We start from the raw sequence: 24,392 nt of genomic DNA on the forward strand, positions 1-24,392 counted from the left end.
CCCAGAAGGGAGGCACTGGGGCTCCTCGCGGGGTCCGGAGGCTAGTGCTTGATCGCACCCGCGAGGGCGAAGGCGCCGCCGAGGGAACGCGAAACCACCAGGTAGAGCAGGATCACCGGTGCCGTGTAGAGGATCGAGTACGCCGCGAGCTGTCCGTAGGCGATCAGGCCGCCCTGGCCGAAGAAGGTGTAGACGCCGACCGCGGCGGGTTGCTTGGCCGGGTCGAGCAGCAGCACGAACGGCACGAAGAAGTTGCCCCACGACGTGATGAACGTGAAGATCGCGACCACGCTCATGCCCGGCACGACCAGCGGCAGCACCACCGATCGCAGCGCCTGCATGCCGGATGCGCCGTCCACCCAGGCCGCCTCCTCCAGGCTGATCGGCACGCCGTCCATGAAGTTCTTGGTCATCCAGATCGCGATCGGCAGCGAGCTCGACGCCAGGAACAGTGTCGTGCCGAACATCGAGTCGATCAGCGAGAACTGCACGAACATGCTGTAGACCGGCACCATGACCGCCGTCATGGGCAGCCCGGTCGCGAACAGCACGGTGTAGAGGAACGGCCGCTTGAAGCGGAGCTGGTAGCGCGAGAGCGGGTACGCGCAGAGCACCGCCGCGACGACCGCCAGCAGCGCGGCACCGCCGCACATCAGCAGACCGTTCCACAGTGGACGAAGGCTGGTCTCCCAGTTGAGCACCTGGGTGAAGTTGTCGAGCGTGAAGCTGCTCGGCACACCGGCCGACAGCGGCGCGTCGGCGTCGAAGGCCGCCGTGACCAGCCACAGCAGCGGCGCGAGGAAGGCCAGCGCGATCAGGCCGAGCACCAGGTGCACCACAGCCGACGCCGAGCTCCTGCGCGCCGAGGTGATGGCCACCATGCTCACACCTCGTCCCGGAGGCTCTTGGCGTACACGACGGCGAACAGGCCGCCGATGCCCAGCAGCACCAGCGACATCGTCGCGCCGTAGCCGATCTCGTCGAACTCGAACGCCGTGTCGTACATCAGCAGCGGCAGCGTCTGCGTGGCGTCGCCGGGACCGCCCGCGGTCAGCACGTAGATCAGCGTGAACATGCCGATGGTCTGCAACGTGACCAGCATCAGGTTGGTGAGCACCGCGCCGCGGATGATCGGCAGCGTGACGTGCCGGAACCGGCGCAGCGGCCCCGCGCCGTCGACCTCGGCGGCCTCGGACAGGTCGCCGGGCACCTGCGACAGCGTGGCCTGGTAGACCAGCATCGAGAACGCGGTGCCGCGCCAGACGTTGCCCAGCACGATCGCGGCCATCGGCGCGCTGAACAGCCAGTCCTGCTCACCGGCACCGACCGCCGCGAACAGGTTGTTCAGCGTGCCTTCCGGGTTGAGGAACGCGTAGATCGCGAACGCGGCCACCAGCTCCGGCAGCACCCACGCCGACACCACGACGATGCCCACGCTGTTGCGCAGCCACCGGCTGCGGTGCCGGGTGAGCAGCGCGATGAGCATGCCGAGGCAGTTCTGCCCGATCACCGCCGAGCCCAGCGTGAACAGCACGGTCAGCCAGGCCGAGTGCCACAGCGCGGGATCGGCGAACAGCCGCCGGAAGTTGTCCAGGCCGACGAACTGCGGGTCGGTCGCGCCGCTGCCGGTGAGCGCGGCGTCGGTGAAAGCGACGTAGCAGCTCCACAGGATCGGCCCGACCACGAACAGGCCGAGCAGGACCAGCGCCGGTGCCATCGGCGCCAGCCAGCTCCCCACCCGGTGGGGCCGCAGGACCGCCATCAGCCCGCCCGGGTGTTGGCGGCCTCGACGACTCGGCTCACGCTCTGCGCCCACTTGTCGGCGACCTCGACCGGTGGCCTGCCGTCCACCACTTCGAGCACGGACTGCTGGATCTCCTCGGAGACCTTCGGATACTCCGGCAGCGCGGGCCGGTAGTGGGTGTTGCCCAGCAGGCCGATCCAGAACCGGGTCACCGGGGTAGCGTCGGCGACCCTCGGGTCGGCCGCGGCGTCCTGCCTGGCGGGCAGGTTCCCGCTGGCGATCGAGTACTCGACGACGTTGTCCTTGGACATGGCCAGCTTCACGAACTCGAAGGCGTCGTCCTGCTTCTTGCCCGACGCGCTCAGCGCGAGCGTCCAGCCGCCCGACATCGACACCGACCCCGGCGCCTGGCCGAACTGGGTCGGCATCGCGGTCGCCGACATCGTCTCGCTCCAGTTCTTCCAGCCCGCGGCGTCCCAGTTGCCCGCCGCGAAGCTGCCGTCCAGCCGGATCGCCACCTTGCCCTGCTGCGCCAGTTCGTCGCGGGCGGTCTTGTCGTACTGGGCGTCGGCGATCTGGGCCTTGCTCTGCGTCAGGTTTTCGCCGATGGCCGTGGACAGGAAGCTCATCGCGTCGGCGAAACCGCGGCTGGGCGCGATCCACTTCTTCTGCTGCTCGTCGTAGAGGGTGCCGGTCTCGGTGCCGTAGAGCAGCATCTCGACCGTCTGCATGCTCACCGACTCGCCCTCGGCCTTGCCCAGCGACATGTCGAGCCCGATGACATCGGGGAAGCGCTGCTTGACCTGCCGCGCCGCGGCGAGCACGTCCTCCCAGGTACGCGGCTTCCAGTCGGCGGGCAGACCGGCGCGGGCGAAGAGGTCGCGGTTGTACCAGAGGCCGCGGGTGTCGGTGTCGAGCGGAACGCCGTAGGTGCGGCCGTCGGCGGCCCGGCCTGCCTGCTTGGTGGTGTCGATGTACTGGTTCCACTCCGGCCACTGCGCCAGTCGCTCGTCGAGCGGGGCGAGGTAGCCGGCCTCCACGTCGGAGTTGAGGTTGAAGGAGTCCTCGTAGATCACGTCGGGCGCCGTCGAGGCCGAGCGCATCCGCAGTTGCAGCTTCGACAGGTACTCGCTCTCCGGGGCCACGACCGGGTCGAGCTTGACGGTCTTGCCCGGATGCGCCTGCTCGTACTGCTGCTTGACGCGCTGCATCCACCCGTCGACGTTCTGCGTGTTGCCGTAGCGGTGGTAGGCGACGGTGATGGTGTTGGGGTCGCTGGCGGCGGAGCCGCCACAGGCGGCGAGGGAGACCCCCAGCACACCGGCGGTCAGCACGGCCATCGCTTTCCTGCGCCGCATCGTGGTCCTCCGAGGAATCTTGCGCCTATGCTGAGACCGGGATCACACGTGTGCAACTTAATTCCATTCGATGAAGCAAGTCAACGATCTTGTCCTCCGAGGTCCGCGGGCTGTTCCGGGAACGGGCCCGGTCTGCCAGGGTGTCCACCTCGTCGTCCGTTCCAGCGCAGCCACTCGGGAGAGCACCGATGCCTCATGAGTTCTGGCAGGGCACCAACCTGCCGCGGGTCGGCGGTTTCAACCGCGCGGTCGTGCTCGACACGATCCGGGCCCACGGCGAGGTGAGCCGCGTCGAACTCGCCGAACGCACCGGGCTGACCGCGCAGACGATGTCCAACATCGTGCGGGCGCTGATGGCCGACGGCCTCGTCGCGGAGAACGGCCACGCGCCTTCCACCGGCGGAAAGCGGCGGGTGCTGCTGCGCGTGGTGCCCGACGCGTACTCGTCGGTGGGGCTGCACCTGGATCCCGAGTCCATCACCGGAGTCCTGCTCGACCTGGCGGGCGGTGTGCGGTTGCGCAGCCGCCGCCGCGTGCCGCGGGACGCCTCACCGGCGACCGTCGCCGCGGCCCTGACCCGGACGTTGAAGCAGCTGGTGCGGCGTTCGGGCATCGACGAGTCGCGCGTGCTCGGGGCCGGGCTGGCCGTGCCGGGACCGCTCGACGCCGACCACCGCAGGGTGCTGGGGCCGCCGAACCTCCCGGGCTGGGACGACGTCGCGCTGGCCGACCTCGTGGAGCAGCGGGCGGGTATGCCGGTCGTGATGGACAACGACGCCACGGCCGCGGCGATCGGCGAGCGCTGGGCGGCGGGCAAGGCGCGCCGGGGCTCGTTCGTCTACGTGTACCTCGGCGCCGGCGTTGGCGTCGGGGTCGTGCTCGGCGACCAGGTGCACCGCGGCGCCAGCAACAACGCGGGCGAGATCGGGCACGTCAACGGAGGCGGCGCCGGACGGGCGTGCTCCTGCGGAAAACGCGGCTGCCTGGAGGCCTACTGCTCGATGCGGGCGATCGTCGAGGAGTGGGTGTCGGCCACCGGGAGCCCCGGGGGCGCTTCGGTTTCGGCCGACTACGAGGAGATCTGCCGTGCGGCGGCCGGTGGTGACGCGACGGCGGTCCGCCTGCTGCGGCAGGCCGCGACCAGGCTGGGGCAGGCGCTGGCGACGGTGGTGAGCGTGCTCGACGTCGACCACGTCGTGCTCGGCGGGCCTGCGTTGCGCCACGTCGAGGACCTGATCCGGTCGCGGGTGGAGAAGACCCTCGCCGCGCACGTGTGGGCGCCGGCGGTGCGGCCGGTGCGCGTGCGCACGGCACTCATCGGCGAGGACGCGGGCGCGGTCGGGGCGGCGTCGCTGGTGCTCGACCACGCGTACTCACCGCGCCTGGCCACGCTGCTCGGCTCGTAGCTCGGCGTCAGCTCAGCTCCAACGCGAGCTGTCCCGCCGTGTCCGCGTCGGTGGCGGGCGGTGCGCCGGTGGTGCGGCGCAGGCAGAGCTTGCACGTCACCGGGTCGCGGGTGGGGTGGACGTCCTCCACGGCCCAGCCCGCGACGCCGACGTGGCAGGCGGGTGCGGGCAGCTCGTGGCCGCCCATCCACCGGGTCCAGGCGACCGCGTGCACCGTGCCGCGCTTGCGCACGACGAGGTTGCGGTCGCGGAACTGCGTCGCGGCGTGGCGTGCGACGGCGCCGAGCACCGCCGACAGCGGATCGGATGACGTCGAGGCGGCAGGTGTGGACATGCCTCCAGCGTGCCCCAGAACCCCGACCGGCACGAACACTTCCGGCATCGCGACCCGGTGCGGGGAGGACGTCACAGGCCCGTTCAGGGGCGTCGAGCGCGGTCAGCTCACCGGCTGTGCCTCCGAGCGCACCGCCTCGGACAGTGCCTGGCCGAAGGCGCGCATGCCGTTGGCGTTCGGGTGCAGCGGCGCGGCTATCGAGGTCGGGATCACACCCTCGAAGTACTTCTCCGACGGGGCGGCGCAGGTGTCGTGGCCCCTGCTCAGCGGGCCGATGTCGACGAACTTCGCGCCGTGCCCGGCCGCCTCCGCTCGCAGCATCGCGCTGAGCCGGTCCACGCTGCCCTGGACGTAGTCGGCGTCACGCGCCCAGATCGGCTGGACCGGGTAGCAGCCGCCCGGCCGGATGTAGGTGCCGTAGCCGACGACGACCACCTCGGCGTTCGGCGCGCGGTCGCGGATCGCGTCGAGGGCCTGTCCGAACCGCGGCGCGACGGCGTCGATGCGGGCGCCCAGCTCGTCGCGGCCGCCGGAGGTGAAGCCGTCCGCGCAGGACCGGCCGATCGGTTCGGGCAGCAGGTTGATGCAGGAGATGGCCGCCTGCACCAGGTCGGCGTCGTTGCCGCCGATGGTCACCGACACCAGGTCCGTCTGCGGCCCGAGCGCGTCGAACTGCGGTGGCACGAAGCCGTGCTGCCTGCCGGTGAGGTCGTTGAGCTCGGCACCGGAACAGGTGACGTCGGTCAGCCGCGCACCGAGCAGGCGGGCGGCGACACCGGGGTAGTTCGACCCCGACCGCAGGCAGGCCAGGTTCGGGTCGCGGCCCGGGATGAGCGGACCGGCCGCCGCCGAGTCGCCCAGCGCGACGTAGTCCAGCGCGTCGGCCGCCTGCGCACTCGCGGGGGTGAACACGCACGTCAACGAAAAAGCCGCCGCGACACCCGTGCGGGCGAGGCGACGGCCGAGCTGGTCTCCCACGAGGACCTCCTGCGCTGGGCGGAACCTCATTAGGAAGTAGCACAGAAACCCGGTGACCTCGGCGAAGTTCACTCTTCCGCCGAGTGGCATCAACGCTCTCGGCGCAGTCCCCGGCTTATACCGGCGGCGACCGTGGTCGCCAGGATCCAGCCCGCGGCGATGAGCAGCACCGTGATCCACTGCGAGTGCCCGCGCGCCTGCCACATGCCGTCGTGGCCGAGGTTGATGATCGGCACCAGCTGGTCCACTGTGTACAGAAGCGGGTTCCACACCGGGTGGTCGTCCTGGTTGATGGGCACCAGCTCGTGGAAGCTGAACCACACCGTGCCCACCACGCCGAACAGCAGCAGCCAGGCCAGCGCGCGCAGCGGGCGGTAGCCGTAGCTGACCGTGATGCGCTGGAGCAGGCTCCACAACCGCACCGTCCAGCGGAACGCCGGCCGGGTCGCCTTCGCGATCGCCTGGTAGCGGCGCAACTGCTTCTCGATCAGCACCGTGACCGCGTGCTCCTCGTTTCCGTTGCCCCGGAACACGTTCGCAAGCTGGTCGTAGGGCCCCGGCTGGTACTTGCCGCCGGTGGTGGCCCGCAGCCACGCCAGGCGCTCCTCCACGCGGTCGTGGTCGGCGATCTCGAACGGCGTCGTGAAGTTCTCGTAGCTGAAGTCCTCCACGTCGACGCCGCCGGTGGCGTCCCACAGCTCGGCGTTGTCGGCCAGCAGCTCGCATTGCGCCTGGCGCAGGGTGACCCGGCCGCGCGGCGGTTCAGAAGGGAACAGCGTGAGTTCCTGGGTCACCACGCCGAAGGCGTTGATGGCGGTCGTCGACGTGCCGTCACCCAGCACGCAACCCCAGAAGTTGAGCTGCCTGCCGATCGTCGCGCGCCGCAGCTGCACCGTGCCCTCGGCGCGGAACTTCCTGCTGCCCTCCGCGCAGACCAGGTCGCGCTCGATGCGCGCCGCGCGCAGGTCCAGCGACGCCTTGTAGGCCATCCGGTGCCGGTGCCAGGCGGGCTTGGTCAGGTAGGCGGAGCGCAGGTCGAGGTTCGCGCCGACCTGGGCGCCCTGCAGCTGCATCGAGCCGGTGATGTCGGCGTCGCGGGCGTCCAGGTTGCTGCCCACGACGACCCTGCTGGCCAGCAGCACGTCGGTGCGAGGCCCGTCGAGCTTGGCCTTGTTGACCTGGAAGCTGCCGCCGACCCGGACGTCGGTCATCCGGAACTGGCCGCGGAACTCGACCTTGGTGGCCTCCAGGTTGCCCAGTACCTGGGTGCCGTCGATGTGCACCGCGCGCAGCGGCTCCTCCACCGACGCCCTCGGCGAGCGCAGCCAGCCGAGGTCGATCTGCGCGCCCGACATCCGCAGGTCGCCGCCGACCGTCGCGCTGACCATGCGGATCGTGCCGCCGCTGCGGAAGCCCTGGTCGAGCTGCACGTCGCCGCGCACCTCGCTGCGGTCGGCGATCAGGGTGCTGGTCGGGTCGTCGTACTTGGACTCGCCGCGGCGCGGCGGGCTGACGCCGGGTTCGAGGACGGCGTCGCGCATCCGCAGGTCGCCGGAGATGTGCGCGCTGGGCAGGAAGATCTTGCCCGCGACGGTGAACGGCCTGCGCGTCAGCGGGTCGACGTCGAGCCGCAGCGAGCCGCCGATCTGGATGCCGGTGCCGTTGAGCGCGTAGCGGCCGCGGTTCCGCAGCGCGCCACCGGAAAGCGTCAGGTTGCCGCCGACCTTGGCGCCGGGGATGCGGATCTCGCCCGCGACCTGCAAGCGGATTCCCAGCAGGGCACCGCCGACCGAGAGGCGGTCGCCGTAGACCGCACGCGCGCCGGGGTTGCGCAGCTCGCTGTCGTTGAGCACCAGTGAACCGCCGAGGTCGGCGTCGGCGATGTCGACGATCCCGCCGATGCTGTTGCAGTTGCGCAGAACCGTGTCGTTGGTGACGCTCAGGTTCCGCGCGTTGATGCCGGGGAACCGGCAGTGCCACAGCACGAGCCCGGCCAGCCGCGTCTGCCGCAGGTCGGGGGCGTGCTCGAAACGGCAGTGCACGAACTCCAGCAGGTACGGCAGTTCCGCGGCGCGCAGGTCGACCTGGCCGGTGATGACCGCGTTCTCGATCGGGATGACCAGCTGCTGGGCGCTGCGCTTGCTGAAGGGGCGCCAGCCGCCCTCCTCCAGCGAGTCGATCAGCCTGCGGCTCAGGTAGTCGCCGCGGATCTCCCGCTCCCTGGCGAAGTTCGTCGCGTGCACGTCGAGCGTGCGGACGGACTCGTCGCTGCGCCGGACCTCCGACCTGCCCTGCCTGAGCAGCTCGTCGAAGCGCTGCTCGGCCGCGGTCAGCGGCCCGTTGTTGTCCCACGGCCTGCCCGGCACTCGATGCTCCATCGCTGTCGAACCGACGACTCACACGAACGGTAGTCGATCAACCACCACTACCAATATGACGCGTGGCGCGGCCGATCAGTTGCGGTTGGCGATTACTGCACCGAGATGGCCGAAGATCCTGGTATGGCGTGGAACCGTTCGGAGGAAGGGCCACCGACCAGTCGATTCGCCGCCGCGCGGGCCGTCACGCCCACTCTGGACACCCGGGTCGTGATCGCGGAAAGCGCTTTCGCCGGCCCCGGAAAACGGAACATCGAGTTGAACTTGATCGAACTCGCCACGACCGCCGATCGTCGCTTCCGCGGCGGGCCGTGCGGCGGTGTGGTTCCACGTGAAACGAAACGGCCGTGCCGGGTGGAGATCCCGGCACGGCCGTGCGCTCACTCGGCTCTTGCCCTCGTGTGGGTGGGATCGAGGACGCGGGCGAGGAAGGTGCGCGTCCGCTCCTGCTTCGGGGCGCCGATGACCTCCGCGGGCGGCCCCTGCTCGACGATCACGCCCCCGTCCATGAACAGCACCCGGTCGGCGACCTCGCGCGCGAACTGCATCTCGTGCGTGACGACCAGCATGGTCATCCCGTCGTTGGCGAGCTGGCGCATCACCCCGAGCACATCGCCGACGAGCTCGGGGTCCAGCGCAGAGGTCGGCTCGTCGAAGAGCATCACGTGCGGGTTCATCGCCAGTGCCCGCGCGATGGCCACGCGCTGCTGCTGACCGCCGGAGAGCTGGGACGGCATCGACCGCTCCTTCTCCGACAGCCCGACGCGGGCCAGGTTCTCGCGGGCGATCCGCTCGGCCTCGGTCCTGCCGCGGCGGAGCACCTTGCGCTGGGCGACGGTCAGGTTCTCCCCGACCGTCAGGTGCGAGAAGAGGTTGAACTGCTGGAAGACCATGCCGATGTGCCTGCGCGCGGCGTCGAGGTCGGCGTCGGGGTCGGTGAGCTCGGCACCGTCCACCACGACCTTGCCGTCGGTCGGCTCCTCCAGCAGGTTCACGCAGCGCAGCAGCGTGGACTTGCCGGAACCGGAAGGCCCGATCACGCAGACCACCTCGCCGCGGCCGACCCGCAGGTCGACCCCTTGCAGCACCTCCAGCGAGCCGAACGCCTTGCGCAGCCCGGAGATCTCGATCATCACGTCGCTCATGCTCGGTCTCCTCACTGGGTGGTGGCGGAAACGCCGCCGCCGTACTTGCGCTCGAGCACGTTGGACACCCGGGACAGCGGAATGGTGATGATCAGGTAGCACAGCCCGGCGACCAGCAGCGGGGTCAGCGAGGCGTACTCGTTGAGCGCGTTGCGGCCGAACTTGGCCAGCTCGTACTCGTTGCTGGCCAGACCGAGCAGGTAGACCAGCGACGAGTCCTTGGTCAGCAGGATCAGCTCGTTGGTCAGCGGCGGCAGGATGATCCGGAACGCCTGCGGCATGACGACGGTCAGCATGGTCCGGGTCGGCGACATCCCCAGCGAGCGCGCCGCCTCGACCTGGCCGCGCGGCACCGCCTGCACGCCAGCGCGGATCGTCTCGGCCATGTAGGCGGCACCGACCAGGCCCAGCGCCAGCATCACGGTCGAGTAGATGTCGAAGCGCATCTGGAACGCGATCGGCACACCGAAGCCCAGCGCGATGAACACCAGCAGCGCGGGCAGCCCTCGGAACAGCTCGATGTAGGCGGTGGCGAGCCAGCGGTACGGCCCCACCGGCGAAAGCTTCATCAGCGCCAGCACGACGCCCAGCGCGAGACCGAAAGCGAAGCCGAGCACGGTGTAGACGACGGTGTTGACCAGCGCGGTGGTGATCACGGCGGGGAACTGCGCGATCGCGACCTCGACGTTGAAGAACGCGCGGACGATCGAGCCCCAGTCGGCCAGCACGGCAGCGAGCACGACCGCCACGACCAGCACCGCGTACTGGATCCCGCGGTTGAGCCGCGCCCGCTGCCTGCGGCCCATGCCCGCCCTGGCCGGCCGCTCGAGTTGGGTTGTCATCGAATCTCCTGTCAGTGGTCGGGGCCGGCGGCTCCACCCGCCGGCCCCGCGGTCCCAGCAGCGCTGGAGGTCACTCCGGCAACTTGCCGAACCACTTCTGGTAGATCGCGTCGTACTCGCCGTTCTCCTTCATCTTCTTCAGCGACTGGTTCACCGCGTTGCGTAGCGCCTCGTTGCCGGTGGCGACCCCGATCCCGTACTGGTCGCCGGTGGTGAACTCGGTGGTGATCTCCACCTCGGGGTTGTTCTTGATGAAGTCGCCCAGCACGCTGTTGTCGTTGATGGCCGCGTCGATCTGACCGGTCTGCACGGCGGTCACCGACAGCGGCAGGTCCTCGAACTGGACGACCTCGTAGCCGTTGGCGGCCTTGTTCTCGTTGGCGTAGGTCTCACCGGTCGTCGAGAGCTGCACGCCGAGCTTCTTGCCGCGCAGGGCCTGGAGGCTGTTGAGGCCGGAGCCCTTCTTGGTCAGCAGCGCCTGCGTGGCATCGAAGTACGGGTCGGAGAAGTCGAAGTTCTGCTCCCGGACGTCGGTGATGCTCATGGCGGCCGCGGCGACGTCGCAGCGGCGGGTGTTGAGGTCCTCACCGGACTGGATGCCCTCGAACGGGGTGTCCACGATCTTCTGCTGCACTCCGAGGTCCCGGGCGATCAGGTCGACCAGGTCCACGTCGAAGCCGACGATCTTGCCCTGGTCGTGGAACTGGAACGGCTTGTAGTCCATGTGCGTGCAGGTGGTCAGGTGACCGCTCTCGATCAGCTGCACCCCGCCCGCCGCGGTACCGCCGCCGCCGGTGGTCGGCTGGGCGCAGCCCGCCAGCCCGAACACCAGTGCCAGGGCGGGCAGCACGGCTGCCGCTCGTTTCATCGTCCGACGCGCCACGGTGTCACTCCTAGTAGGTGAGAACGCGAGTTCCGGAATATTGCCACTCGAATGGGCGCAATCCCAGTCCTGCGTATTGCGAACCCGTCAAGTTTTCGCAGCCGCCCGGTCCGTGCGGGCTGCCCGAAGTGGAAACTCTGTGGGCCAACCACCCCGACGACACAGTTCTTGCGCGTTTCCGCTTCCGTTCCGGCCGGTTGTTGTGTTGTCGGTGGTGGAGGACTTCAGTTTCGTGTGACGCATGCCACCGGTCAACAGCAGTGTCGAACGCGTTACTCAAGCGGTGCGAGGGGCTGGTGGGGCGTTCGTGGCAGCCAGAATCGACCGTCACGGTAGGTGATCATCACGGTCGTTCGAGTGCTTCCCGACAGGTGTGCGCACCGAGCTAGGCCAGATGGCGGTCGAGGCGCACATCACGAGTTGACAACACTCCTCGTGGACCGTCCGCGGACCGGGCGGTGCCCGAAAGCGCACAACCACGGAGGAGGTAAGGATGATGCGTGCCGTCACAGCGGGACGGCGGCGGTCGGCTGCGGTCCTGGTGGCCGTGCTGGCCGCGATCGCGACCGCCTTCGCGACCCCGGCCCAGGCCGAGGCGCCGAAGGCGGCTTCGTTCGACGTGCTCCAGCTCAACCTCTGCAACGGTGGGTTCGCACACTGCTACTCGGCGGGCAGGTCCGTCGACTCCGCGATCGCCGCGATCAAGCAGCGGCGTCCGGACGTGGTGACGCTCAACGAGGTCTGCGCACCCGACATCACGCGCCTCACGCACGAGACCGGCTACACCGCGGAGTTCACCCCGGTCGGCAACAAGGTCACCGGGGCGCCCCAGCCCTGTTCGGAGGGCCGCGGCGACTACGGCGTGGCGGTGCTGGCCCATCCCGACCACGGGGCGCTGGTGGACGGTCTGGCCGAGAAGCAGTTCGCCGCGCAGGACGGCGGCGAGGAGGCGCGGGTGCTGCTGTGCGCGCCGTTCTCTAGGTTCGCCACGTGCACGGGACAGCTCTCCGCGGACGGCAACGTCGCCGCCCAGCAGTGCGTGGAGCTCGCCCAGGCCGCTGCCGGTCTCGGTGCCGTGACGCTGCTGGGCGGGGACCTGAACCTCGCCGAGGGCGGCAACCCCGACGTGCGCTCCTGCGTCCCGCAAGGCTGGTACAGCAAGGGCGACGGCACCATGCAGCACGTGTTCGCCACCGGCGCGTTCGCCTTCGAGCGCACCGAGAACCTGCCCATCGAGGGCTCCGACCACCCCGGTTTCCTCGTCGAGCTCGCGCGCTGACGGTTCGGCGCCTCCGCCACGGCGGGGGCGCCGGACGTCGCGGGAGCCGCCCTTGGGCTCGCACCGGCGTCCCATGCGCCGCCGACCTGCTGCGCGGCTTCGTGCCCTCCGGGTTCGCCTGAGCCGCGCCCCCTCGCCGCCGGCCGCACCTAGGGGTTGCCGGAGGCTGAAATCCGGGTACCACCATGAGGTGCGGTCGGCTCCCCGGGCCGACGATTGAAGCACCAACGGCGAAAGGCATCCGGAAATGAAGCTCACCCGCCCCCAGCACGGCAAGCGGATCGCCGGCGTGTGCGCCGGCATCGCGGACCGCTTCGGCATGTCGCGGGGCCTGGTCCGATTCCTGTTCATCCTGTCGTGCCTGCTGCCCGGCCCGCAGGTGCTGGTCTACATCGTCCTCTGGATCCTGATCCCCAAGAGCCACTGACGGCCCGCTAGCCGACGCGCCTGGCCGCGACGTTCGCGGTCAGCAGGACGCTCGCCGCGAGCACCGCGCTCGCGGCGAGCCCCGTCCACCCGAGCAAGGCCGGGCTGGGGAGCCCGGAGTTCATCGCGTGCAGCAGCGGGAAGACGAGCGGCACCCACCTGGCCAGCAGCACGGTCGAGAACAGGACCGCCGAGAGCACCAGCGTGCGGCCGAGCCCGCTCACCAGCAGCCGCGAGCACGGCAGCGCCAGCGCGATCCCCACCGCCGCGCACGCGAGATGCGCGAGCGCCCCGGTCAGCAGCTCCGGACCGGTCGGCCGCGGATCGTGCGCCAGCGCCGACCACACCACCGGCACCGCGCCGAGAGCCGCCGAGCACGTCAGCACCGCCGCCGACGCCGAGACCGTCGGCCGGTACGGCGACCCGGCGTGGGCCTGGGTGACCATGCGTTGCACCGGATCCTCGACGTCGACGAGCGCGATCGTCAGCCAGCCCGCGACGACCAGCAGCGCGCCCGCCGTCACCGCGAACACCGGCAGCACCGCGCCCCGGTTGTCCTGGTGGAGCATGCCGACCACGCCGATGTAGAGCAGCACGGGCGCGACGTAGCGCTGGGAGTGGCCCAGCGCGGCGAGCTGGTACCTGACCAGTGCGATCAACGAGCCTGCTCCACCGAGAGCACCGACGAACCCGCGCGGATCGCGGTCGTCAGCACCGCCTCGCGCTCGGAGACCCGCACGGTCAGCGTCACCTCCTGGTCGTCGCCGTGGTGCTCGACCACACCGGTCTGCGCCTTCCAGTCGACCGGGCGCCCTCCCGAGAGCAGCACCCGGGCCGTCGGTTCGGCACCCGCCACGGCGACCAGCCTGCCACCGACGAGCCGGTGCGTGCTGGTGGCGGGCGTGCGCGCGAACGCCGGCCGGTGGTCGGTGAACACCACCGCGGTCCCCTCGGCCCGCACCTCGCCGATCACCTCCGCCAGCACCTCGCGGGCCGCGAGGTCCAGTCCCGACCAGGGCTCGTCGAGCACGAGCAGGTCGGGCCGCTCCAGCAGCGCCTGGGCGAGCCCGACCTTCTGGGCGTTGCCCTTGGACAGCTCGCGCAGCGGCGTCGCCGGGCCGCCTGCGAGGTCGAAGCGCACCAGCCAGTGCTCGGCGCGCGCCCTGACCTCTGCGGTGCGCAGCCCGCGCACGCGTCCCATGTGGCACAGGTACGCACGGGCGCTCATGCGCTGGCGCGCGGGGAACCGGTCGGGCACGTAGGAGGTGGTGGGGTGCCCGGTGATCCGGCCCGACGACGGCCGCGACAGCCCGGCCAGGATGCGCAGCAGCGTCGACTTGCCGGAGCCGTTGGCGCCGAGGATTCCCGTCACCTGCCCGGGTTCGAGCACGAGGTCGACGCCGCGGAGGACCTGGACGCCGGAGCCGTAGCGCTTCGTGACCCCGTGCAGCCGAAGCAGCGAAGTGGACTCCACGCCGCCAAACATAGTCCGCGAACCGCCGCCGCGGCCGTATCCGGGCAAGTTTGAGGGAGGGGCGGGTTCGGCTGCTCAGCGCCGGGCGTGGGCGTCCAGGACGTAGGAGACCGCGGTGGTCACCTTCGCGGCGAAGCCGAGGTTCAGCGACTCGTCGGGCACGTGCGCGTTGCTGTCCGGCCCGAGCGCGCCGGTGACGACGAACTGCGCGTCCGGGTACACGCTGTGCAGCAGGCCCATGAACGGGATCGAACCGCCCAGCCCCATCGTGCGCCATCCGCTGCCGAAGACGTCCGCGCTCGCGTCGTCGAGGGCCGCGCGCAGCCACGGCGCGGTGTCCGGGGCGTTCCAGCCCGGCCCGGCCTCGCTGTGCTCGATGGTGACGCGGGCGCCGTAGGGCACGTCGGTCGTGAGCCGCTGCTCGACCGCGCGCAGTGCCGCGTCGGCGTCGACGGTGGGAGGCAGCCGGAAGCTGAGCGAGAGCGTCGTGAACGGGCGAAGCACGTTGCCCGCGTCGGCGGGCAACGGCAGACCGTCGGCACCGATCACCGAGAGCGTCGGGCGCCACGTGCTGTTGAGGGCCAGCTCGACCTCGTCGTCGGTCACCGGCTGGACGCCCTCGGACAGCAGCACGCTGCCGCGCACCATCCCCGGCACGGCCTCGACGGCGGCCTTGGTCTCGGCGACCCGGTTCGGCGGGATCTCGGCGTTGAGCTCGGGCACCAGGACCTCGCCGGTCGCCGGGTCCTCCAGGCGGTCGAGCAGCAGGCGCAGAACGCGGAAGCTGCTGGGCACGATGCCGCTGACGATCCCGGAGTGCTGCCCCTGGTCGAGCACCTGGACCCGGACGTCCATGCCCGCCATGCCGCGCAGCGACGTGGTCAGCCACAGCCGCTCGTAGTCGCCGCCACCGGAGTCCAGGCACACCACCAGCGACACCCGGCCCAGCCGGTCGGAGAGGTGCTCCAGGTAGGCGGGCAGGTCGGGGCTGCCGGACTCCTCGCCGGTCTCCAGCAGCACGACGCAGCGGGCGTGCGCACCGCTGTGCGCCCGGACCGCCTCGATCGCCGTGATGGCGGCGTACCCGGCGTAGCCGTCGTCGGCGGAGCCGCGGCCGTAGAGGCGGCCGTCGCGCACCACCGGCGTCCACGGCCCCAGGCCCTCCGACCAGCCGCCGACGGGCGGCTGCTTGTCGAGGTGGCCGTACAGCAGCGCGGTCTCGTCGTCGCTCCCGCCGCCGGTGGCGGGGATGTCGACCAGCAGCAGCGGGGTCCGGCCCGGCAACCGCACCACGTCGAGCTTCGCGCCCGGGATGCCGCGTGCGGCGATCCACTCCCGCACGTGCGCGACGGCGGCGTCGAGATGCCCGGAGGCGGCCCACCCCGCGTCGAAGGCCGGGGACAGCGCGGGCACCCGGACCAGCTCGGACAGGCTCGGCACGACCGAGGCGTCCCAGGTGTCCTCAACGGTTCGCTTCACTGCTGCGTGATCCACGGGCGCGATGATATGCCGCTCCGGCCCCGTCCGGCCGCCCGCGACGGGAAGCCGACACGCGGGCTGAGCCATGAGCGGCGCGCGCCCGCCCGGTGGGCGGTCCGCACGGCGAGGATTCAGGCGATGGCCAGCCCCAGCGGGTCGATCATGCCGCACCGGACCAGGCGCATCGGGCTCCCGTAGGCCAGCAGCCGGCCGAGGAGCTCGTCCAGCTCCCCGGCCGCGACGGCCGGCTTCGCCCCGGGTGGGCGAAGCCGGATTGGGCGGTCGGGCCGAGCCCGGCCACGGGTCAGGCCCCGCCGCCTCCGCCGCCGTCTCCGCCGCCGCCGTTGCCCGCGGACGCGGTCGTGGCCGCGCCGATCACGGCCACGGTGGAGGCGATCACGGCCTGTACCGCCTTGCCGAGGTTCTCGCCCTTGCTGATCTCCTTCAGCCGCTTGCGCTCGGGGCGGTCGAAGCGCAGCGAGTGCGCCAGGCCCGTCGCGTGGACCAGGGAGGCGAGTAGCGCGAGCCGGTCGTCGGGGTCCCGCTGCTGTAAGGCGACCTGGTGCAGCTCCGCGAGCAGCGCCTGCTGCATCGCCTGATCGGGGTAGTGGCGGTCGGCGGGAAAGCCGAGGAAGGTCTTCTTCTCCTCGCGGAACACGCCCCGCTGCACCAGCGCGGCGCAGTGCGTCTTGCGCGCGGACCTGCGGCTCATGATGAAGCGCGCGGCGTCGACCGGCTTCTGCTTCGGCCCCGACTTCGCCACCAGCCACGACGTGGCCTCGTCAACCCAGTCGATCCCCGTGGGTGAGTCGTCGGCCACCCGCACCTTCTTGCCTTCGAACTCGACTCGGCCGCGCAGCACCATCTCACCCAGCTCGGCTGCGCCGGTGTGGTCGCAGGTGCTGCGGTAGCTGCCGTTGGACTTGTAGAGCAGCAGCACGAACTGCTCCGGGAGGTTCAGGGTCGGCTCGCTCATGCACCCAAGTGTGCAGCCTCGGCGGAGCCCTCGAGTGGCGATCGTGCGAACCGGGGCCCACAGTATCGGGACCGCGATGGTCCCAACCGCGTTAGTCGGACCTCCATTGCTTTGATGACCTGGGAATTCAGCTGGATCGGCGGCACTTTACGGTGCAGTAGGCAGGTTGGTGGCGGGCGTGCGCGCCGGCTGCCGGCCGCTGTGGCAGGGCTCACTGGTTCGGCGGTTTTCGTGCCAGGATGGCGGGGAGCGATCCAACGCTTGGCCGGGTTCCGCGGGCGACCACCCACGTCCACCGCGGAGCGCGGCCGGAGCTTGCCGGGCGGGTCGTCACGAGCGGCCGTCCGGCGCGAGACGAGGAGATCCACATGTCCCCGGAACGATGGACGCGAGAAGGCCACTCCGGCGAAGCCACCGACACCGGTCCACCTGCCGCAACCGCAGCCAAACCCACACGGGAGCAGGTGATCGCCGGTTTGCGGGCGACAAGCGAAGGCGGAGCTGACCTGGTGCAGCTCCTCACCCCAGAGGGCGAGCGGGTCTCGCACCCGGACTTCGACATCGACGTCACCGACGCGCAGCTGCGCGACCTCTACCGGGACATGGTGCTGGTGCGGCGCACCGACCGGGAGGGCAACGCGCTCCAGCGGCAGGGCCAGCTCGGGATCTGGGTCCCGCTGCTGGGCCAGGAAGCCGCCCAGATCGGCGCGGGACGCGCGCTGAAGCCGCAGGACATGGCATTCCCCAGCTACCGCGAGCACGGCGTCGCCTGGTGCCGCGGCCTGGACCCGACCGAGGTGCTGGGCATCTTCCGGGGCACCGACCACGGCAGCTGGGACCCGATGGCCACCGGCTTCCACCTCTACACCATCGTCATCGGCAACCAGTGCCTCAACGCGGCCGGCTACGCGATGGGCCAGCGCTTCGACGGCCGGGTCGGCGACGACGACGGCGAGGCCACGATGGTCTTCTTCGGCGACGGCGCCACCAGCCAGGGCGACGTGCACGAGGCGATGGTGTGGGCCGCGGTCTACGACGCGCCGCTGGTGTTCTTCTGCCAGAACAACCAGTGGGCGATCTCCGAGCCGACCGAGCGCCAGAGCCGGGTGCCGCTGTACCAGCGGGCCTCCGGCTACGGCTTCCCCGGCATCCGGGTGGACGGCAACGACGTGCTGGCCAGCCTGGCCGTCTCGAAGTGGGCGCTGGACGAGTGCCGCCACGGCAACGGCCCGGTGCTGGTGGAGGCGTTCACCTACCGGATGGACGCGCACACCACCTCCGACGACGCCACCCGCTACCGGCTGGCCGACGAGCTGGAGGCGTGGAAGCTCAAGGACCCGATCGAGCGGCTGCGGGTGCACCTGGTGCGCGAGCAGATCGCGGGCCAGGACTTCTTCGACTCGGTGGAGGCCGAGTCCGACGAGCTGGCCGCCCGCTTCCGCGACTACTGCTTCAACCTGACCGACCCGCCGCCGCAGCGGATGTTCTCCCAGGTCTACGCCGAGCAGACCCCGCAGCTGGCCGAACAGGAGCGGGAGTACCTGCGCTACCTCGACAGCTTCGCCGACGAATCGCTCGCGGGAGGTGTGCACTGATGGCCGCACCTGCACTGGAACGCCCCACAGCGCCCGCCGGCACCCAGACGGTCACCATCGCCAAGGGCCTCAACCTCGGGCTGCGGGCCGCGATGGAACGCGACCCCAAGGTCCTGGTGATGGGCGAGGACGTGGGCAAGCTCGGTGGCGTGTTCCGGGTCACCGACGGCCTGCAGAAGGACTTCGGCGAGCACCGCGTGCTGGACACGCCGCTGGCCGAGTCCGGCATCATCGGCACCGCGATCGGGCTGGCCATCCGCGGCTACCGGCCGGTGTGCGAGATCCAGTTCGACGGGTTCATCTTCCCCGGCTTCGACCAGATCGTCTCCCAGCTGGCCAAGCTGCACTTCCGCAGCCAGGGCAGGCTGAAGATGCCGGTGGTCGTGCGGGTGCCCTTCGGCGGCGGCATCGGCGCCGTGGAGCACCACTCGGAGTCCCCGGAGTCGCTGTTCGCCCACATCGGCGGGCTGAAGGTGGTCTCCTGCTCCAACGCCGTGGACGCCTACTGGATGCTCCAGCAGGCCATCGAGTGCGACGACCCGGTGCTGTTCTTCGAGCCGAAGCGCCGCTACTACGAGAAGGCCGAGCTGGACCCGGCCGCCGAGCCCGCACCGCTGTTCTCCTCGCGGGTGCTGCGGCAGGGGTCGTCGCTGACGCTGGCCACCTACGGTCCGATGGTGCGCACCTGCCTGGAGGCGGCCAACGCCGCCGAGGAGGACGGCCACGACCTGGAGGTCGTCGACCTGCGCACGCTGTCGCCGCTGGACCTCGGCCCGGTCTACGAGTCGGTGCGGCGCACCGGCAGGCTGGTGGTGGTCAGCGAGGCGCCACCGGAGGCGTCGATCACCTCCGAGATCGCGACCCGGGTGCAGCAGGAGTGCTTCTACTCGCTGGAGGCGCCGGTGCTGCGGACGACCGGCTTCGACACCCCGTACCCGCCGAGCAAGCTGGAGGAGGGCTTCCTGCCCGACCTCGACCGGGTACTCGACGCCGTCGACCGCTCGCTGGCCTTCTGAGGGAGTCATCGATGCCACAGCTCAAGCACTTCCCGCTGCCCGACGTCGGCGAGGGGCTGACCGAGGCCGAGATCCTGGACTGGAAGGTCAAGCCGGGCGACGCGGTCACCGTGAACCAGATCATCGTCGAGATCGAGACGGCCAAGGCGTCCGTCGAGCTGCCGAGCCCGTTCGCGGGCCAGGTCAGCGAGCTGCTCGCCGACACCGGTCAGACGGTGGAGGTCGGCACCCCGATCATCACGATCGACCTGGACCCGTCCGGCGCCGCGGCGCCGCAGGAGGCCGCCCCCGCCGAGGGTGAGGGCAAGATCGGCGAGGAGTCCAACGGGCGGATCGCCACGCTGGTCGGCTACGGGCCGCGGACCAGCTCGGCGAAGCGCCGTCCTCGCAAGGGTGCGTCCGCGCCCGCCGCTTCCGCCGCACCCGTCGAGCCGCCGGTCACGGCCGAGCCGCCGGCTACCGCCGAGCCGCCCGCCGCCACCGAGGTCCACGTGCCCGCCCAGCCGTCGGCGCCCGCGCGCAACGGCGGGTACGTGCCGCTGGCCAAGCCGCCGGTGCGCAAGCTCGCCAAGGACCTCGGGGTCGACCTGCACGGGGTCACCGGCTCCGGCGAGGGCGGCGTGATCACCCGCGACGACGTGCGTTCCGCCGCGGCTCCGGCCGCCGCCCCGGCGGCGGCACCGGGCGCCCGCGAGCGGCGCGTGCCGATCAAGGGGGTCCGCAAGGCCACCGCGCAGGCGATGGTCAGCAGCGCCTTCACCGCACCGCACGTCACCGAGTTCCTCACCGTCGACGTCACGCCGATGATGGAGCTTCGCGAGCGGCTGAAGTCCCACCCCGAGTTCCGCGGGGTCAAGGTCACGCCGCTGGCGTTCGCGGCGAAGGCGCTGTGCCTCGCCGCGCGCCGCACGCCGGATGTGAACGCCGCGTGGGACGAAGCGGCGGGCGAGATCGTCTACAAGGACTACGTGCACCTGGGCATCGCGGCGGCGACACCGCGCGGTCTGGTCGTCCCGAAGATCCGGGACGCCGACGGCATGTCGCTGCGGGAGCTGGCCGAGGCGCTGGACTCGCTGACCACGACCGCCCGCGAGGGAAGGACGCCTCCGGGCGACATGGTCGGCGGGACGATCACGATCACCAACGTCGGCGTGTTCGGCGTCGACACCGGGACCCCGATCCTCAACCCCGGGGAGTCGGCGATCCTGGCGTTCGGGGCGGTCCGGGACATGCCGTGGGTGGTCGACGGCCAGGTCGTGCCGCGCAAGGTCTGCCAGCTCGCGCTGAGCTTCGACCACCGCGTGGTCGACGGCCAGCAGGGCTCGCAGTTCCTCGCCGACGTCGGGGCGCTGCTGTCGGACCCGAGCATGGCGATCACCTACTGACGCACGCGAAAAGGGCCCCTCGTTCCGCTTTGGACGAGGGGCCCTTTCGCGCGTGAGGCGTCAGGCGCTGTAGCCCTTCGGCGGGATCAGCGTCGAGAGCTGGTCGAAGCTGAGCCAGTAGAGCTGGTTGCCGGAGAACGACGCCGGGTCGGCGATGTGCACGGTCATGTTCTCGCTGTCGTAGCCGATGACCGTGAAGTAGTGGTAGATCGTCTGCCCGGGCGGGTAGCCGGGCGGCTGGTTGCCGGGCGGCGCGACGATGTTGGCCACGATCGCGTGCCCGGAGTCGATGTCGGCGACGATGTCGCTCCAGAGCTTGTCCTTCTGCTCCTGGGTCGGCGGATCGTCGGGCATCTCGACCGTGGAGTACTCGCTGCCGGTTCCGGAGAGCCGGTTGTTGAGCACGCCGGTCACCTGCGAGATGTGGTCGGTGCCGTTCTCGGTGGTGCCGAGCTCGGCGGCGAGGGTCTCCTGGCTGGGCAGGTCGCCGGTGCGGGCCGACAGCGCGATGCGGGTGGCGGCGGGGCCGCACCAGTAGCCGGTCTCCTGCACCTGGTAGTCGACGTCGAGGGACTTCGCGGCCGCGACCCGCACCTGGGCGGGTGCCTCGGGGGCGGCTGTGGCGGCGGGCAGGGCGGGCGCCCCGGCCAGCACCGCGGTGGCGGCCACGACCAGGAGTCGGCGCATGCTGGTCTCCGTTGCTCGTGATCTTCTGACGAACAACGTCATGCTTTCCGACGACAAGCAACGGCGGGAGCGCCCGGACGGCGCAATCGGGATGGTGCGGACGCCGATCAGTGGCGCCGGAAGACCACCACGCCACGCGACGGCCGCCACAGCTTGATCAGCAAGTGACCCGCGGCCTCGTCCACACCCGTGGTGACGACCTCGGTGATCTCCACGCGGAACAGGTGGGAATCCTCGCTCGCGGGCTTCGCGCGTTCGATCCAGGCACGGCGCTCGGAGGGGTCTGCGACCTCGAGAGCCCTGCCGGAGAGCTTGACGTCGGGCTCGCCCAGGCTCGCCTCACCGGGCTGGGCGTGCACCGACATGCGGGGGTCGCGCAGCAGGTCGAGCGCCTTGTGCGAGCCGGGCATCGACCACAGCTCCAGCACGTCGTCGCGCCAGTGGACCTCGATGGCGCTGAGTCGCGGCGAGCCGTCCCGCCGCAGGGTGGCGAGCACGTGGTGCCTGCTCGCCCCAAACCGCCGCCGCACGTCCGCGGCGATCCGCGGCTCCTCGGCGGAGAACTGCTTCCAGCTGACCACGGGCACCAGGTTCGCACCGATCACCGACAGACCGGCGCGAACCGGTGAAGCCCGTTCGTCGCGCCCGGCGGGCGCGACGCGATCAGTCCTGCTTGCGGCGCCTGCCGCCCTTCTTGCCCGCGGTCGCGGACGCGGTCGCGCTCTCGGAGTCGGCGACCTGCGCCTGCTCGTGGCGCTTGGCGCTCTCGGCCTCCGCCTCGCGGATGAAGTCGAACGCGTGCATGTCGAAGTCGTGCACGTCGATCTCGGGCAGCTCGCCGAGTTCCTTGTTCAGTTCTCCGAAGATCGGAGTCTTCGGGTCGTGGGTGGTGTTCACCGCTTCGCCCTCCCGTTTCGCTCTCGAAGCCGTGCCCGGTCCCGGCCGGGGCTCGCGAGCCCTCGCCGGTCCCGGTCGCGCTTGGTGTGGTCCCTCCCCGATGGGCCCACCGGGCGCGTTCGGCTCCACGCGTGGCCGATCGCGCCGTTGGGACGCGCGCTGACCGAGCCAGTGTCGCGTCAGCCGCCCATTTTCACCTGTTCGGGTGAGGCAGATAGTGCTTCTGCCCACCCGCGCGGGCATGGCGCCCACGAAATCCTGCCTGTTCTCGGTCAAACCCGCTCGGGCTTTGTGCAATTCCGCACCGTGGCGAGCGCCACTCCCGCCTTCCGCAACGCGGCCGAATGAGGGAAAGGAGCCCGCCGCGCGGAGTCGTGCGCGGCGGCGGAACGGACGCAGGAGCCACCGGGCTCGGACGGCGCCAACCGGCTTCAGCGCGACTACTCGCCGTGAACCTACGAACGAGTAGGTTCACTGGACGACGCCCCGGCGTGATCGCGGCTGTTCTAGCCTGAGGGGAAGCACCCTGGGTGAGGCGCGGCCGGCAGGCCGCCGGTGGTGAGAGGTGAGATGAAGGCCGACGTGGAGCACCCGGATCGCCCCCGCCCGCGCACCAAGCGGCTGCCCCGCTCGGTGCGGGAACGGCAGATCCTGGACGCGGCGGTGGACGTCTTCGCCGCGCACGGCTTCCACCAGGCGTCGATGGACGAGATCTCCGAGGTCGCGGGCATCTCCAAGCCGATGATCTACGCCTACCTGGGGTCGAAGGAGGAGCTGTTCGTCGCCTGCATCCAGCGGGAGGCGGCCAGGCTGCTCGACGCCATCCGCGGCGCGGTCGACACCGGCCTGCGGCCCGACCAGCAGCTCTGGCGCGGGCTGCGGTCGTTCTTCGAGTACACCCAGCAGTACCGGTCGAGCTGGGCGGTGCTGCACCGGCAGGCCAACGCCCAGGGCGAACCGTTCTCCATCGAGCTCGCGCAGTGGCGCAGCCGCACCCGCGACGTCATCGCGATGCTGCTGGCCCGGGCGACCGAGTCGGCCGAGCAGCAGATGCAGCCCGAGCAGATGCAGCCGTTCGCCGCGGCGCTGGTCGGCGCGGGCGAGTCGCTGGTCGACTGGTGGCTGGACAACCCCGACCACACCGCCGACGGGATGGCGATGCGCCTGATGAACATGGTCTGGATGGGCTTCGGCGACCTGGTCGAGGGCCGCGACTGGAAACCGGAGTGACCCGGCCGACCGGGTGCCGCCCCCGTGGAACCGGCACCCGGCCGAGCCTCAGCGGGTGATCGTGGCGAACAGGTGCGGCTTGCCCGACCTGGAGTGCAGGGCGAACTCCTGGCCGCGCTCGGTGAACTCCACCGACGATGGCAGCAGCACCGGCTTGCGGAACTCGACCTCCACGGTGCACGCCTCGGGCAGCCTGCCCTCGAAAGCGGCCACGCAGCGCGCCTTCGACCACATGCCGTGCGCGATGGCGCGCGGGAATCCGAACGCCTTCGCGGTCAGCGGGTGCATGTGGATCGGGTTGCGGTCGCCCGACACCGCGGCGTAGCGGCGGCCGAGGTCGCCGGGCAGCCGCCACCGCGCGGTGGCCTCGCCCGCCTCGATGCCCGTCCGCTCCGGCCGCGCGGCTTCGGCGCTCTCTTCCGGCTTCCCGCGGCGCAGGTAGGTGGTGACCTCCCGCCAGACCACCTCGCCGCCGGTGCTGGTCTCGGTGATGACGTCGAACTGCCTGCCCTTCGGGTGCGGACGCAGGTTTTCCACCCGCACCCGCTGGCTCAGCTCGTCGGTCACCAGCAGCGGCCGGTCCTGCCGGATCGAGTTGGCCACGTGCACCAGCCCGACCAGTGGAAACGGGAATCCCGGGTCGGTCATCAGCCGCACCGCCATGCCGAAGGACAGCACGTGCGGGTAGGTCAGCGGCAGCTCGTCGCGCAGCCCGAAACCGCACACCCGGTTGTAGTCGGCGAGGTGCTCGCGGTCGACGGTGATGCCGTGCCGGACGTACTCGGTGCCGGGCAGGCTGGAGCCCCGCCGCGCCGGGCCGGAGGCGACCGCCCTGATGTACAGGGAGGACAGGTTCGGTGCGCTGGTCAGCTCCGGCATG

24 protein-coding genes are annotated in these 24,392 nt (G+C 70.9%); 7 read left to right on the forward strand and 17 right to left on the reverse strand.

The genetic code is table 11. The features are described from left to right. Positions 1 to 41: 41 nt before the first annotated feature. From HUO13_RS36640 to HUO13_RS36650, 3 genes are read right to left on the reverse strand one after another with little or no spacing between them, the layout of a single operon-like run. The gene (locus HUO13_RS36640) at positions 42 to 881 is read right to left on the reverse strand and encodes a carbohydrate ABC transporter permease (RefSeq protein ID WP_211899394.1); all 840 of its coding nucleotides are present in this window, start codon (positions 879 to 881) and stop codon (positions 42 to 44) included. A gap of 2 nt (positions 882 to 883) precedes the next feature. Next, a complete protein-coding gene (locus HUO13_RS36645; protein ID WP_211899395.1) occupies positions 884 to 1,762 on the reverse strand; it encodes a carbohydrate ABC transporter permease in 879 nt (292 codons plus the stop codon). Beyond that, positions 1,762 to 3,102: an extracellular solute-binding protein gene (locus HUO13_RS36650; protein ID WP_249124336.1), complete on the reverse strand. Its 1,341-nt coding sequence runs from the start codon at positions 3,100 to 3,102 to the stop codon at positions 1,762 to 1,764. Before HUO13_RS36650 ends, HUO13_RS36645 begins: the two co-directional genes overlap by 1 nt. Positions 3,103 to 3,290: 188 nt before the next feature. Here HUO13_RS36650 and HUO13_RS36655 point away from each other — a divergent pair, with 188 nt between their 5' ends. Beyond that, a complete protein-coding gene (locus HUO13_RS36655; RefSeq protein WP_211899396.1) occupies positions 3,291 to 4,508 on the forward strand; it encodes an ROK family transcriptional regulator in 1,218 nt (405 codons plus the stop codon). A gap of 7 nt (positions 4,509 to 4,515) precedes the next feature. On the opposite strand, the gene HUO13_RS36660 is transcribed toward HUO13_RS36655, so the two are convergent. The 6 genes from HUO13_RS36660 to HUO13_RS36685 form a co-directional block, all read right to left on the reverse strand. Then, positions 4,516 to 4,842, reverse strand: a complete 327-nt coding sequence (locus tag HUO13_RS36660; RefSeq protein ID WP_249124337.1) for a hypothetical protein — start codon at positions 4,840 to 4,842, stop codon at positions 4,516 to 4,518. Positions 4,843 to 4,944: 102 nt separating this feature from the next. Next, the gene (locus HUO13_RS36665; RefSeq protein ID WP_211903405.1) at positions 4,945 to 5,754 is read right to left on the reverse strand and encodes an SGNH/GDSL hydrolase family protein; all 810 of its coding nucleotides are present in this window, start codon (positions 5,752 to 5,754) and stop codon (positions 4,945 to 4,947) included. 155 nt (positions 5,755 to 5,909) lie between these two features. Further along, positions 5,910 to 8,198 carry an oxidoreductase gene (locus HUO13_RS36670; protein ID WP_249124339.1) on the reverse strand — a complete coding sequence of 763 codons (2,289 nt, stop codon included), beginning with the start codon at positions 8,196 to 8,198 and terminating at the stop codon, positions 5,910 to 5,912. A gap of 380 nt (positions 8,199 to 8,578) precedes the next feature. Next, positions 8,579 to 9,343: an amino acid ABC transporter ATP-binding protein gene (locus HUO13_RS36675; protein ID WP_282975557.1), complete on the reverse strand. Its 765-nt coding sequence runs from the start codon at positions 9,341 to 9,343 to the stop codon at positions 8,579 to 8,581. A gap of 11 nt (positions 9,344 to 9,354) precedes the next feature. Beyond that, the gene (locus HUO13_RS36680; RefSeq protein WP_211903408.1) at positions 9,355 to 10,149 is read right to left on the reverse strand and encodes an amino acid ABC transporter permease; all 795 of its coding nucleotides are present in this window, start codon (positions 10,147 to 10,149) and stop codon (positions 9,355 to 9,357) included. Positions 10,150 to 10,255: 106 nt separating this feature from the next. Continuing rightward, positions 10,256 to 11,053, reverse strand: a complete 798-nt coding sequence (locus HUO13_RS36685; protein ID WP_249124340.1) for an ABC transporter substrate-binding protein — start codon at positions 11,051 to 11,053, stop codon at positions 10,256 to 10,258. Between the two features lie 508 nt (positions 11,054 to 11,561). Between HUO13_RS36685 and HUO13_RS36690 the strand changes: the two genes are divergently transcribed. Next, complete coding sequence (locus tag HUO13_RS36690; protein WP_211899398.1) at positions 11,562 to 12,347, forward strand: endonuclease/exonuclease/phosphatase family protein; 786 nt, start codon at positions 11,562 to 11,564, stop codon at positions 12,345 to 12,347. A gap of 247 nt (positions 12,348 to 12,594) precedes the next feature. Beyond that, complete coding sequence (locus tag HUO13_RS36695; protein WP_211899399.1) at positions 12,595 to 12,774, forward strand: PspC domain-containing protein; 180 nt, start codon at positions 12,595 to 12,597, stop codon at positions 12,772 to 12,774. Between the two features lie 7 nt (positions 12,775 to 12,781). Here the strand turns inward: HUO13_RS36695 and HUO13_RS36700 are convergent, their stop codons facing one another. The 4 genes from HUO13_RS36700 to HUO13_RS36715 all read right to left on the reverse strand — a co-directional run bounded on the left by HUO13_RS36700 (position 12,782) and on the right by HUO13_RS36715 (position 16,702). Continuing rightward, positions 12,782 to 13,432: a hypothetical protein gene (locus tag HUO13_RS36700; RefSeq protein ID WP_211899400.1), complete on the reverse strand. Its 651-nt coding sequence runs from the start codon at positions 13,430 to 13,432 to the stop codon at positions 12,782 to 12,784. Then, positions 13,429 to 14,247, reverse strand: coding sequence for an ABC transporter ATP-binding protein (locus tag HUO13_RS36705; protein WP_249124341.1), 819 nt, complete (start codon positions 14,245 to 14,247; stop codon positions 13,429 to 13,431). The genes HUO13_RS36700 and HUO13_RS36705 overlap by 4 nt, the downstream gene beginning before the upstream one ends. Positions 14,248 to 14,322: 75 nt before the next feature. Next, on the reverse strand, positions 14,323 to 15,750 hold the full coding sequence (locus HUO13_RS36710; RefSeq protein WP_432757872.1) for a M20/M25/M40 family metallo-hydrolase: 1,428 nt from the start codon (positions 15,748 to 15,750) through the stop codon (positions 14,323 to 14,325). Between the two features lie 280 nt (positions 15,751 to 16,030). Continuing rightward, positions 16,031 to 16,702 (reverse strand): GOLPH3/VPS74 family protein, encoded by a 672-nt coding sequence (locus tag HUO13_RS36715; RefSeq protein ID WP_211899403.1) that lies wholly within the window; start codon positions 16,700 to 16,702, stop codon positions 16,031 to 16,033. Positions 16,703 to 17,070: 368 nt separating this feature from the next. Between HUO13_RS36715 and pdhA the strand changes: the two genes are divergently transcribed. The 3 genes from pdhA to HUO13_RS36730 are packed head-to-tail and all read left to right on the forward strand — an operon-like array spanning position 17,071 to position 20,698. Then, positions 17,071 to 18,297, forward strand: a complete 1,227-nt coding sequence (gene pdhA / locus HUO13_RS36720; protein ID WP_211899404.1) for a pyruvate dehydrogenase (acetyl-transferring) E1 component subunit alpha — start codon at positions 17,071 to 17,073, stop codon at positions 18,295 to 18,297. Next, a complete protein-coding gene (locus HUO13_RS36725; RefSeq protein WP_211899405.1) occupies positions 18,297 to 19,313 on the forward strand; it encodes an alpha-ketoacid dehydrogenase subunit beta in 1,017 nt (338 codons plus the stop codon). Before pdhA ends, HUO13_RS36725 begins: the two co-directional genes overlap by 1 nt. Before the next feature lie 11 nt (positions 19,314 to 19,324). Beyond that, a complete protein-coding gene (locus HUO13_RS36730) occupies positions 19,325 to 20,698 on the forward strand; it encodes a dihydrolipoamide acetyltransferase family protein (protein ID WP_211899406.1) in 1,374 nt (457 codons plus the stop codon). Between the two features lie 60 nt (positions 20,699 to 20,758). Here the strand turns inward: HUO13_RS36730 and HUO13_RS36735 are convergent, their stop codons facing one another. The 3 genes from HUO13_RS36735 to HUO13_RS36745 form a co-directional block, all read right to left on the reverse strand. Further along, positions 20,759 to 21,385, reverse strand: a complete 627-nt coding sequence (locus HUO13_RS36735) for a C39 family peptidase (RefSeq protein WP_211899407.1) — start codon at positions 21,383 to 21,385, stop codon at positions 20,759 to 20,761. Positions 21,386 to 21,492: 107 nt separating this feature from the next. Beyond that, on the reverse strand, positions 21,493 to 21,990 hold the full coding sequence (locus tag HUO13_RS36740; RefSeq protein ID WP_211899408.1) for a pyridoxamine 5'-phosphate oxidase family protein: 498 nt from the start codon (positions 21,988 to 21,990) through the stop codon (positions 21,493 to 21,495). A 58-nt stretch (positions 21,991 to 22,048) separates the two neighbouring features. Beyond that, positions 22,049 to 22,282: a hypothetical protein gene (locus tag HUO13_RS36745; protein ID WP_211899409.1), complete on the reverse strand. Its 234-nt coding sequence runs from the start codon at positions 22,280 to 22,282 to the stop codon at positions 22,049 to 22,051. A 570-nt stretch (positions 22,283 to 22,852) separates the two neighbouring features. On the opposite strand from HUO13_RS36745, the gene HUO13_RS36750 reads away from it, so the two are divergent. Next, positions 22,853 to 23,512, forward strand: a complete 660-nt coding sequence (locus HUO13_RS36750; RefSeq protein WP_211899410.1) for a TetR/AcrR family transcriptional regulator — start codon at positions 22,853 to 22,855, stop codon at positions 23,510 to 23,512. 48 nt (positions 23,513 to 23,560) lie between these two features. Here HUO13_RS36750 and HUO13_RS36755 read toward each other — a convergent pair whose 3' ends face one another. Then, entirely contained in the window at positions 23,561 to 24,391 is an 831-nt protein-coding gene (locus tag HUO13_RS36755) for a MaoC/PaaZ C-terminal domain-containing protein (RefSeq protein WP_211899411.1), read from the reverse strand. Position 24,392 lies beyond the last annotated feature (1 nt).

It is taken from the genome of Saccharopolyspora erythraea (assembly GCF_018141105.1).
Taxonomy (GTDB): Bacteria; Actinomycetota; Actinomycetes; order Mycobacteriales; family Pseudonocardiaceae; genus Saccharopolyspora_D; species Saccharopolyspora_D erythraea_A.

Coding starts and splice junctions, on each gene's coding strand:
- HUO13_RS36640 (WP_211899394.1), bottom strand. CDS start 881: ATGGTGGCCATCACCTCGGCGCGCAGGAGCTCGGCGTCGGCTGTGGTG.
- HUO13_RS36645 (WP_211899395.1), bottom strand. CDS start 1,762: ATGGCGGTCCTGCGGCCCCACCGGGTGGGGAGCTGGCTGGCGCCGATG.
- HUO13_RS36650 (WP_249124336.1), bottom strand. CDS start 3,102: ATGCGGCGCAGGAAAGCGATGGCCGTGCTGACCGCCGGTGTGCTGGGG.
- HUO13_RS36655 (WP_211899396.1), top strand. CDS start 3,291: ATGCCTCATGAGTTCTGGCAGGGCACCAACCTGCCGCGGGTCGGCGGT.
- HUO13_RS36660 (WP_249124337.1), bottom strand. CDS start 4,842: ATGTCCACACCTGCCGCCTCGACGTCATCCGATCCGCTGTCGGCGGTG.
- HUO13_RS36670 (WP_249124339.1), bottom strand. CDS start 8,198: ATGGAGCATCGAGTGCCGGGCAGGCCGTGGGACAACAACGGGCCGCTG.
- HUO13_RS36675 (WP_282975557.1), bottom strand. CDS start 9,343: ATGAGCGACGTGATGATCGAGATCTCCGGGCTGCGCAAGGCGTTCGGC.
- HUO13_RS36680 (WP_211903408.1), bottom strand. CDS start 10,149: ATGGGCCGCAGGCAGCGGGCGCGGCTCAACCGCGGGATCCAGTACGCG.
- HUO13_RS36685 (WP_249124340.1), bottom strand. CDS start 11,053: ATGAAACGAGCGGCAGCCGTGCTGCCCGCCCTGGCACTGGTGTTCGGG.
- HUO13_RS36690 (WP_211899398.1), top strand. CDS start 11,562: ATGATGCGTGCCGTCACAGCGGGACGGCGGCGGTCGGCTGCGGTCCTG.
- HUO13_RS36695 (WP_211899399.1), top strand. CDS start 12,595: ATGAAGCTCACCCGCCCCCAGCACGGCAAGCGGATCGCCGGCGTGTGC.
- HUO13_RS36715 (WP_211899403.1), bottom strand. CDS start 16,702: ATGAGCGAGCCGACCCTGAACCTCCCGGAGCAGTTCGTGCTGCTGCTC.
- pdhA (WP_211899404.1), top strand. CDS start 17,071: ATGTCCCCGGAACGATGGACGCGAGAAGGCCACTCCGGCGAAGCCACC.
- HUO13_RS36725 (WP_211899405.1), top strand. CDS start 18,297: ATGGCCGCACCTGCACTGGAACGCCCCACAGCGCCCGCCGGCACCCAG.
- HUO13_RS36730 (WP_211899406.1), top strand. CDS start 19,325: ATGCCACAGCTCAAGCACTTCCCGCTGCCCGACGTCGGCGAGGGGCTG.
- HUO13_RS36735 (WP_211899407.1), bottom strand. CDS start 21,385: ATGCGCCGACTCCTGGTCGTGGCCGCCACCGCGGTGCTGGCCGGGGCG.
- HUO13_RS36750 (WP_211899410.1), top strand. CDS start 22,853: ATGAAGGCCGACGTGGAGCACCCGGATCGCCCCCGCCCGCGCACCAAG.
- HUO13_RS36755 (WP_211899411.1), bottom strand. CDS start 24,391: ATGCCGGAGCTGACCAGCGCACCGAACCTGTCCTCCCTGTACATCAGG.